The organism is Streptomyces sp. XM83C (genome assembly GCF_023072675.1).
In the GTDB taxonomy this organism is placed as follows: Bacteria; Actinomycetota; Actinomycetes; order Streptomycetales; family Streptomycetaceae; genus Streptomyces; species Streptomyces thermocoprophilus.
Genome location: NZ_JALLGL010000221.1, coordinates 1 through 10,277, shown reverse-complemented (window position 1 = coordinate 10,277; position 10,277 = coordinate 1). Strand labels below are relative to the sequence as shown.

The window sequence follows — 10,277 nt, the reverse complement described above, 5'->3', positions numbered from 1 at the left end:
GCCGCCCCCGTCGCTGCCCCCGCCTCTCCCTCCGTCCCTGCCCCGGCCTCGCCCGTCGTCGACGCCTGCGGCGCCGGCGTTCCGGGCGGTGCCGGTCCTTCCGGCGGCTGGGCTCCGGCGTCCGCGGACGCGCCCGGCACCGCCCACGGCGCGTACGACTTCGACCGGCTCGACGCCGACGCCTTCGAACAGGCCGTCGCCGGACTGTGTGCACGGGACGGGTGCCTGGAGGTGGAGGTCGTCGGTGGCGCCGGGGATCTCGGAGCCGATGTGGTCGCCGTCGTGCCGGACGGGCGGCGGCTGGTGGTGCAGTGCAAGCGTTACGACACCGGCAATCGCGTCGGATCCCAGGATCTGCAGCGGTTCGGCGGCACCTGTTACACCGTGCACAAGGCCGATGTGGCCGTCGTCGTCACCACCGGTGACTTCACCGCCCCGGCCGCCGAGTACGCAGACCACTGCGGCATCGTGTGCGTCGACAGGGCGGCCCTCATGGCATGGCGGGACGGCACCGGGCCCGCCCCCTGGAACGCCGCCCCATGACGAGCGCGCCACCCCGGGGGAACCCCGGGCCCCGGGGAGTCGGCCCGCGCGTCGGCCGTTGCCGTCGCTTGCAGCGGCTTGCGTCCAGAGAGGCCCATGGAGGCGTCCCGGGACGTAACCCGCTTGCGCTTCTTGCGCTAGCCTTGCGGGCATGACGCGACGACTTGCCCAGGTTGCCAAGAAGGTGGGTGTCAGCGAGGCGACGGTCAGCCGGGTCCTCAACGGCAAGCCCGGTGTCTCCGAGGCGACCCGCCAGTCCGTGCTGACGGCCCTGGACGTGCTGGGATACGAGCGGCCCACCCAGCTGCGCGGTGAGCGGGCGCGTCTGGTCGGGCTCGTCCTGCCCGAGCTGCAGAACCCCATCTTCCCCGCGTTCGCGGAGGTCATCGGCGGTGCGCTGGCACAGCAGGGACTGACGCCCGTGCTGTGCACCCAGACGCAGGGCGGTGTCTCCGAGGCCGACTACGTGGAACTGCTCCTCCAACAGCAGGTGTCCGGCGTGGTGTTCGCGGGAGGGCTGTTCGCGCAGGCCGACGCACCGCACGAGCACTACCGTCAGCTCGCCGAGCGGAAGATCCCGGTGGTGCTGATCAACGCCTCCATCGAGGGCCTCGACTTCCCCTGCGTCTCCTGCGACGACGCCGTCGCCGTCGAGCAGGCCTGGCGGCATCTCGCCTCGCTGGGCCACGAACGGATCGGCCTCGTCCTCGGCCCCGGCGACCATGTGCCGTCCAACCGCAAACTGGCGGCGGCCCGAGGTGCGGCGGAGGCGACCGGTACCGCCCTGCGGGACGACTTCGTCGTACGGTCGATCTTCTCGCTGGAGGGCGGGCAGGCCGCCGCCTCGCGCCTGCTCGACCAGGGCGTCACCGGCATCGTGTGCGCCAGCGACCCGCTGGCCCTCGGCGCCATCAGGGCCGCCCGCCGACGCGGCCTGTCGGTGCCCCGGGACGTGTCCGTCGTCGGATACGACGACTCCGCGTTCATGAGCTGCACCGAGCCGCCCCTGTCCACGGTCCGTCAGCCCATCGAGGCGATGGGACGTGCCGCCGTCGAGCTGCTGTGCGCGCAGATCCAGGGCACCCAGGCCCACCCGGGTGAGCTGCTGTTCGAACCCGAGCTGGTCGTCAGGGCCTCCACGGCCCAGGCCCCCGCGGGCTGACCGCCCCGCCCTCGTCGCACCCTCCGCGCCGGCGCCCGGACCGTCCGGGCGCCGGCGCCGTCGTATGCCCGCGCCCGTCCCGGCCGTTGACAAAGTCGTCACATGAGAGAAACCTGTCACTCCGGTGACGCAAGAAGCAGACCAGTGCGCTCAATTCCCAGTCACTTCACGGCTTTTCGTCGCTGATCCACGGCTCTTCCGGTTCGCCCGCCCGGCGCGGCCCGCCCGGCCGCGCACCCCGCCCCCCACACCTCCGCGTCCGGTTCACGGAGACGCCCATGACGAGACCGAACCATCCGACCGGCGGCTCACCGCCGGCCTGCCGCTGCCCGCACCGCCCGCGGCCGGCCCGCCGCCCGCCACCGCCCGCACCGCGCCCGTCGTGACGGACACCGACGGCACCGACGGCGGCTGACGACAGCGCCGGAACGGCGGTCCGCCCAGGAGGCGGGCCGCCGCCTCGGCATGCCTGCGACCTGCGGAAACGCACCGGAACTGATGTCACGCAAGCGGTAGACGTCTCAATGAACCTCTGCAACTCTCTGAGCCGAACGCGCAAAAACACGACAGTGTGACCTTCGAGAGATCGAGGACCGATGAGAACCCGCAGAACCCGCAGCATCCGCGGAACCCGCAGATGGAGATCACGGAGCCTGAGCGCCTTGCTCGTGACCGCCCTGCTCGCGCTGGGCGGCCCGGCACTGACCGCAAGAGCCGCCGGCGGACCCGATCTCGCACTCGGCGAGACGGCCTCCGCGAGCAGCTCCCACAGCGGCTACGGCGCCCCCAACATCACCGACGGCGACCAGGGCACCTACTGGGAGAGCGCCGGCGGCGCCTTCCCGCAGTGGGTGCAGGCCGACCTGGGCAGCACCCGGCGCATCGACGAGGTCGTGCTGAAGCTCCCCGCCGCCTGGGAGAGCCGTACCCAGACACTGTCCGTGCAGGGCAGCGTCGACGGCACGAGTTTCGGCACGCTGAAGACCTCCGCCGCCTACACCTTCAGCCCGGCCTCCGGGAACACCGTCACCGTGTCCTTCCCGGCCACCCTCACCCGGTACGTGCGCATTTCCGTCACCGCCAACACCGGCTGGCAGGCCGCCCAGTTGTCGGAGCTGGAGGTGCACGCCGCCGGCGGCTCGTCACCCGACCTGGCCGCCGGCCGCCCCCTGACCGCCAGCAGCACCACCCAGGTGTACGTCGCCGGGAACGCGGGCGACGGCAACCGGGCCACGTACTGGGAGAGCGCCGCCGACGCCTTCCCGCAGTGGCTCCGCGCCGACCTCGGCTCCTCGCAGCGCGTCGACCGGGTCGTCCTGCGGCTGCCCGCCGGCTGGGAGACCCGCAGCCAGACCCTGAAGATCCAGGGCAGCACCGACGGCACCGCCTTCACCGATCTGACCGCCGCCCGCGCCCACACCTTCGACCCGGCGAGCGGCAACACGGCGGACATCGCCTTCGACGCCGCCATCACCCGCTATGTGCGGGTCCTGGTCACCGCCAACACCGTCCAGCACGCCGCGCAGATCGCCGAACTGGAGGTGTACGGGCCCGGCACCGGCGACACCAGCCCGCCCGCCGCGCCCACCGGGCTGACCCTCACCGAGCCCGCCACCGGGCAGATCCGGCTGACGTGGAACGCGGCCACCGACGACGTCGGCGTGACGGGCTACGACGTGTACGCCGACGGCACGCTGCTGGCGAGCGTCCCCGGCGACGTCACCACGTACACGGACACCCGTCCCGCCGACGAGACCGTCACCTACTTCGTGCGGGCCCGCGACGCGGCCGGCAACCAGTCCGCGAACAGCGACACCGTCACCCGTACCGGCGACCGGGGCGACACCCGGGCCCCGACAGCGCCGGCCGGACTGGCGTACACCGAGACCGGCGACGGGAAGATCAAGCTGACCTGGTCGGCCTCCTCGGACGACACCGGCGTGACCGCGTACGAGGTGTACGCGGACAACGTCCTGCGCGGCACCGTCGCCGGCGACGTCACGACGTACACCGACACCCAGCCCGCGACGAGCACGGTCACCTACTTCGTGCGGGCCCGGGACGCGGCCGGCAACCGGTCCGCGCCGAGCAACAGCGTGACCCGCAACGGCAACGGCGGCACCGGATCGAACCTGGCCGTCGGCAAGCCGATCAGCGCCTCCTCCGTGGTGCACACCTATGCCGCGGAGAACGCCGTCGACAACGACGTGACCACCTACTGGGAGGGCGCCGGCGGTTACCCTGACACGCTCACCGTGAAGCTCGGCGCCGACGCCGACATCGACCGGGTGGTGCTGCGGCTCAACCCCGACGCCGCCTGGACGAAGCGGACGCAGACCGTCGAGGTGCTGGGCCGCGGGCAGGACGGCGGCGGCTTCACCTCGCTCGTCGCGGCGAAGAGCTACACGTTCGACCCGGCGTCCGGCAACACCGTGACGGTGCCCGTCTCCGCCCGCGCCGCCGACGTGCAGCTGAGGTTCACCGCCAACTCCGGCGCCCCGGCGGGGCAGATCGCCGAGTTCCAGGTGATCGGCGTACCGGCACCCAACCCGGACCTGGAGGTGACCGGGCTGACCGTGTCGCCCGCCGCGCCCGAGGAGTCCGACGTCGTCGACGTGTCGGCGACCGTGCGCAACAGCGGGCCGATGGAGGCGGCGGCGAGCACCCTCGCCGTACGGCTGGGCGGCGCGAAAGCCGCCACCGCGCAGGTCGGCCGGCTCGCGCCCGGCGCGCAGACCACCGTCACCGCCTCTCTCGGGCAGCTCGACGCCGGCTCGTACGACCTCGGTGCCGTCGCCGACGAGGGCGACGCGGTGATCGAACAGAACGAGTCGAACAACACGTACACCAGCCCCACCCCGCTGGTCGTCAAACCCGTCGAGAGCGCCGACCTGGTCGCCTCCTCGGTCACCACCACCCCGTCCAGCCCGGCCGCCGGAGACGCCGTCATTTTCAGGGTCGTCCTGAAGAACCAGGGCAACAAGGCCACCACGAACGGCACCCACGGCGTCACCCTGACCCTCACCGACGACCGTGGCGACACCGTCAGGACGCTGACCGGCGCCCACACCGGCACCCTCGCCGCCGGTGCCGCGGCCACGCTCGATCTCGGACCGTGGACCGCCGCCGACGGGTCGTACACCGTGCGGACCGTCATCGCCGACGACGGCAACGAACTGCCCGTGAAGCGGGCCAACAACACCGCCACCCAGCCGCTGTTCGTCGGACGCGGCGCCCACATGCCGTACACCACCTACGAGGCGGAGGACGGCACCGTCGGCGGCGGCGCCACCGTCGTCGGACCCGACCGCACCATCGGCGACGTCGCCGGTGAGGCCTCCGGCCGACGCGCGGTCACCCTGGACGCGACGGGGGAGTACGTCGAGTTCACCACCCGCGCCCCGACCAACACGCTCGTCACCCGCTTCTCCATCCCGGACGCCGCGGGCGGCGGCGGCATCGACGCCACGATCGACGTCTACGTCGACGGCGTGCTCAAGAAGGCGCTGCCGCTGACGTCGAAGTACGCGTGGCTGTACGGCGCCGAGGCCTCGCCCGGCAACTCGCCGAGCGCGGGCGCCCCGCGGCACATCTACGACGAGGCGCATCTGCTCCTCGACGAGATCGTGCCCGCGGGCAGCAGGATCCGGTTGCAGAAGGACGCCGCGAACACCTCCACGTACGCGATCGACTTCGTCGACCTGGAGCTGGCCACTCCGGTCGCCAACCCCGACCCGGCCGCGTACGCCGTGCCCACCGGGTTCACGCACCAGGCCGTGCAGGACGCCCTCGACCGGGTCCGCATGGACACCACCGGCACGCTCGTCGGGGTGTATCTGCCGCCCGGCGACTACGAGACGGGAAGCAAGTTCCAGGTGTACGGCAAGGCCGTGAAGGTGGTCGGCGCCGGGCCCTGGTACACCCGGTTCCACGCGCCGGCGTCGCAGGAGAACACCGACATCGGGTTCCGCGCCGACGCCACGGCCAAGGGCTCGCTGTTCAAGGGGTTCGCCTACTTCGGCAACTACACCTCGCGCATCGACGGGCCGGGCAAGGTGTTCGACTTCGCCGATGTGTCGGACATCGTCATCGACGACATCTGGGTCGAGCACATGGTGTGCCTGTACTGGGGCGCCAACACCGACCGGATGACGATCAAGAACTCCCGTATCCGTGACCTGTTCGCCGACGGCGTCAACATGACGAACGGGTCGACGGACAACCTCGTCAGCAACAACGACGCACGCGCCACCGGCGACGACAGCTTCGCGCTGTTCTCGGCGATCGACGCGGGCGGCGCCGACGAGAAGAACAACGTCTACGAGAACCTGACGACCACACTGACCTGGCGTGCTGCGGGCATCGCCGTCTACGGCGGCTACGACAACACCTTCCGCAACATCCATGTCGCCGACACGCTCGTCTACTCCGGGATCACCATCTCGTCCCTGGACTTCGGTTACCCGATGAACGGCTTCGGGACCGGGCCGACCACCTTCGAGAACATCTCCGTCGTCCGGGCCGGCGGCCACTTCTGGGGAGGGCAGACCTTCCCCGGCATCTGGCTGTTCTCCGCGTCCAAGGTGTTCCAGGGGATCCGGGTGAACCATGTGGACATCGTCGACCCGACGTACAGCGGCATCATGTTCCAGACGCAGTACGTCAACGGGCAGCCGGTCAACCCCATCAAGGACACGGTGTTCACCGACATCTCGGTCACCGGAGCCCGCAAGAGCGGCGACGCCTTCGACGCGAAGTCCGGCTTCGGGCTGTGGGCCAACGAGCTGCCCGAGCCCGGCCAGGGGCCGGCCGTCGGGGAAGTGACGTTCAACGGGCTGCGGTTGAGCGGGAACGCCGTCGACGTCCGCAACACCACCTCCACCTTCAAGATCAACATCAATCCCTGACCCCCGTGTCCGACAGCAGCCCGGAAGCCCTCGCTTCCGGGCTGCTGTCAGAAATTTACGTAAGTCTGCACGAGATATTGCGTTCATCTGTCGGTGGTGGTTGAGTGTGCGACGCCCCGGACACCGCACCGCACGTGCACGGAACCGCACCTGCACCGCACCGCGACCGGCGACGGGGCGACACACCGTTCACCGCCCGAAGGGGACCACCCATGAGAACAGCCCGGCTCCGCCGTACCCGCCGCACCGGCGCGATCGCCGTCGTCTCCGCACTCGCCCTCACCGCCCTCGCCGCCTGCGGCACCAGCAGCAGCGACAACGGCGGCGACCACGGCAACGGCAGCGGGTCCTCCGACCCGGCCGCCCCGCTGGACCCGAAGACCAAGGTGACGATCACGATCGACTGCATGCCGCCGGCGGCGAAGGCGGCCGAGCTGAAGGAGTGGAAGGAGGACGTCGACGAGTTCCACAAGACGTACCCCAACATCACCATCGAAGGCCGCTCCACCCCCGGCCAGTGCCTGGAACCGCCCCGCTTCACCGCCATGCTCAAGGCCCACTCGCAGCCCGACGTCTTCTACACCTACTTCACCGACCTGCCGCAGGTCCTCGACAACGACGGCGCCGAGGACATCACCGCCTACGTCAACGACAGGACCGTCCCCCTGCTGAAGGACATCGACCCGAACGTCCTCGCCTCCCTCAAGCACGACGGCAAGCTCTACGGCCTGCCCACCAGCAACTACACGATGGGCCTGCTCATCAACCGCAAACTGTTCAAGCAGGCCGGACTCGACCCCGACAACCCGCCGCGCACCTGGGACGAGGTCCGCGCCGCCGCCAAGAAGATCGCCGCACTCGGCAACGGCATCGCCGGCTTCGGCGAATACAGCGCCGCCAACACCGGCGGCTGGCACTTCACCGCCCACATGTACAGCCGCGGCGGCGACATCGTGGACGCCGACGGCAAGAAGGCCGCGTTCGACAACGAGACCGGCCGCGAGGTCGCCCGCACCCTCCACGCCATGCGCTGGGAGGACGACAGCATGGGCAAGACCCAGCTGCTGAAGTGGGGCGACCTGCAGAAGCAGATCGCCACCGACAAGCTCGGCATGTTCCTCGCCGCACCCGACGACATCGCCTACATGGTCCAGCAACTCGGCGCGAAGTACGAGAACTTCGGCATGGGGCCCATCCCCGGCGGCAAAGCAACCCTCGCCGGCGGCAACAACTACATGATCAAGAAGGGCATCTCCCCGGACAAGATCAAGGCCGCCGTCGCCTGGCTGAACTTCAAGAACCTCACCGTCGGCAAGGGGCAGTTCGACTGGGCCCGCACCAAGGCCGACGACCTGCCCGTCGGCGTCCCACAGCCCAACTTCTGGCTCGGCGAGTCCAAGAAGAAGGACGACGCCACCCGCACCGCCAACGCCACCATGCCCGTCGCCAACTTCAAGACGTTCATGGACAACCCCGTCCCGGGCAAGGCCGAACCGCCCAAGGCCCAGGAGATCTACAAGGTCCTCGACAACGTCATGTCCGGCATCCTCACCAACAAGAACGCCGACATCGACAAGCTGCTCTCCACGGCCGCGGACCAGGTCGACCAGGTCCTCGCCAACCAGTGACCGGACCGCACCGAGGAGCGACGATGTCGGCCCCCAGCCTGACGAAGACCGCGGCGGACGCCCCCCGCCGCCCGGCCCCGCCCCACCCGGCCGGGCACGAGCACCGCGACCGCATCCTGCGCGGCCTGCGCCGCAACCTCACCGCGCACGCCTTCCTCATCGGCGCCGTACTGTGCTTCGCGGTCTTCTCCTGGTACCCGATGATCCGGGAGTTCTTCCTCGCCTTCCAGAAGACCGAGGCCGGCGGCACCCACTGGGTCGGCCTGGACAATCTGCGGACCGTCGCCAACGACCCCGCCTTCTGGCAGGCCTGGCGCAACACCCTCCTGTTCACCGTCCTCGCCCTGATCATCGGGTTCGCCGTCCCCTTCGCCGTGGCGATCGTCATCAACGAGTTCCGCCACGGCCAGGGCTACCTCCGGCTGCTCGTCTACCTGCCCGTGATGCTGCCGCCGGTCGCCTCGGTCCTGCTCTTCAAATACCTGTACGACCCCGGATACGGGCTGCTCAACGAGATCCTCCGCTTCCTGCACCTGCCCGAACAACAGTGGCTGCAGGACCCCGACCTCGCCATGCCGTCCGTCGTCATCGCCGCGACCTGGATGAACATGGGCGGCGCCACCCTCATCTACCTCGCCGCCCTCCAGGGCATCCCCGGCGAACTGTACGAGGCCGCCGAACTCGACGGCGCCGGCCTGTTCCGCAAGATCTGGCACGTCACCATCCCGCAGACCCGACTCGTCCTGTCACTGATGCTGCTCATGCAGATCATCGCCACCATGCAGGTCTTCATCGAGCCGTTCCTGCTCACCGGCGGCGCCGGACCGGAAGGCTCCACCACCACCGTCGTCTACCTCATCTACCAGTACGCCTTCAACTTCAACAACTACGGTGCCGCGGCCGCGCTCGGCCTGCTCCTGCTCGTCCTGCTCGCCGGGTTCTCGGCGGCGTACGCCAGGCTCAGCCGCACCCGCGACGAGTAGGACCGGGGGGAACAGCATGTCCACACGCACACTCATCTCGCCCGCCCAGCTCGCCCGGCCCCGCGCCCGAGCCGTCTACCGCATCGTCTTCGGGCTCGTCGTCACCGGGTTCACCCTGGTCTTCCTCGGACCGCTCTACTGGATGATCTCCAGCGGCTTCAAGGACAGCCAGGAAGTCGTCCGGACACCCCCGACCTGGCTGCCGAAGACCTTCGCCCCGGAGAACTACTCCCGCGCCTGGGAGATCATGGACCTCTCCACCCTGCTGTTCAACACCCTCTACTACGCGTTCGGCGCACTCGCCTTCCAGCTCGTCCTCGACGTCGCCGCCGCGTACGCCCTGTCCAAGCTCCGCCCCGTCCTCGGCAAGGCGATCCTCGGCATGATGCTCGCCACGCTGATGATCCCGGCGACCGTCCTCGTCGTACCGCAGTACCTCACCGTCCTCGACGTACCCGTCGTCGAACGCAACCTGCTCGACACACCCTGGGCGATCTGGCTGCCCTCCGTCACCAACGCCTTCACGATCTTCCTGCTCAAGCGGTTCTTCGACTCCATCCCTCAGGAGATCCTCGACGCCGCCGCCATGGACGGCGCCTCCCCGGTACGCATCCTCCGGTCGATCGTGCTGCCCATCTCCCGGCCCATCCTCGGCGTGGTCTCGATCTTCGCGGTCGTCGGCATCTGGAAGGACTTCCTGTGGCCGATGCTCACCCTGCCCGACCCCTCCAAACAGACCCTCAACGTCGGCATCTACTCCCTGTCCAGCGGCGTCCCCGTCAACGTCCTCATCGCCGCCCTCACCATCGCCTCCCTGCCCACGCTGGTGCTGTTCCTCGTCTTCCAGCGCAACATCATGAGCGGCCTGACCGCCGGCGGCCTCAAAGGCTGACCCGCCACGAGCCCCGCCGGTCCTCCGACCCCGCGCCACCGCACCACCGCGACACCGCCCCGCGCCTTCGCCGCCGGTCCGTCCGACGCCCCGCAGCATCCGGGCCGGCGGCGAAGCACCGACGGGGTGGGGGAGGAGCGGGCAGTCGGTGCCGCCGTCTGC

6 protein-coding genes are annotated in these 10,277 nt (G+C 70.0%); all 6 read left to right on the top strand.

Features of this window, described 5'->3' with window-relative positions; all coding sequences use genetic code 11:
- On the top strand, nt 1-543 hold a 543-nt coding region (locus MTQ10_RS22095; RefSeq protein WP_247471235.1), incomplete at its 5' end, for a restriction endonuclease.
- Between the two features lie 151 nt (nt 544-694).
- Nucleotides 695-1,705 (top strand): LacI family DNA-binding transcriptional regulator, encoded by a 1,011-nt coding sequence (locus MTQ10_RS22090; RefSeq protein ID WP_247471233.1) that lies wholly within the window; start codon nt 695-697, stop codon nt 1,703-1,705.
- Between the two features lie 596 nt (nt 1,706-2,301).
- Nucleotides 2,302-6,612, top strand: a complete 4,311-nt coding sequence (locus tag MTQ10_RS22085; protein WP_247471231.1) for a discoidin domain-containing protein — start codon at nt 2,302-2,304, stop codon at nt 6,610-6,612.
- Between the two features lie 212 nt (nt 6,613-6,824).
- A complete protein-coding gene (locus tag MTQ10_RS22080) occupies nt 6,825-8,240 on the top strand; it encodes an extracellular solute-binding protein (RefSeq protein ID WP_247471228.1) in 1,416 nt (471 codons plus the stop codon).
- Nucleotides 8,241-8,263: 23 nt separating this feature from the next.
- Nucleotides 8,264-9,223: a carbohydrate ABC transporter permease gene (locus MTQ10_RS22075; protein ID WP_247471210.1), complete on the top strand. Its 960-nt coding sequence runs from the start codon at nt 8,264-8,266 to the stop codon at nt 9,221-9,223.
- Between the two features lie 16 nt (nt 9,224-9,239).
- Nucleotides 9,240-10,115, top strand: coding sequence for a carbohydrate ABC transporter permease (locus MTQ10_RS22070; RefSeq protein WP_247471208.1), 876 nt, complete (start codon nt 9,240-9,242; stop codon nt 10,113-10,115).
- Nucleotides 10,116-10,277 lie beyond the last annotated feature (162 nt).

What these genes read in the sequence shown, in the direction of transcription:
- MTQ10_RS22080 (WP_247471228.1), top strand. Translation starts at nt 6,825, where the DNA reads ATGAGAACAGCCCGGCTCCGCCGTACCCGCCGCACCGGCGCGATCGCC.
- MTQ10_RS22070 (WP_247471208.1), top strand. Translation starts at nt 9,240, where the DNA reads ATGTCCACACGCACACTCATCTCGCCCGCCCAGCTCGCCCGGCCCCGC.
- MTQ10_RS22085 (WP_247471231.1), top strand. Translation starts at nt 2,302, where the DNA reads ATGAGAACCCGCAGAACCCGCAGCATCCGCGGAACCCGCAGATGGAGA.
- MTQ10_RS22090 (WP_247471233.1), top strand. Translation starts at nt 695, where the DNA reads ATGACGCGACGACTTGCCCAGGTTGCCAAGAAGGTGGGTGTCAGCGAG.
- MTQ10_RS22075 (WP_247471210.1), top strand. Translation starts at nt 8,264, where the DNA reads ATGTCGGCCCCCAGCCTGACGAAGACCGCGGCGGACGCCCCCCGCCGC.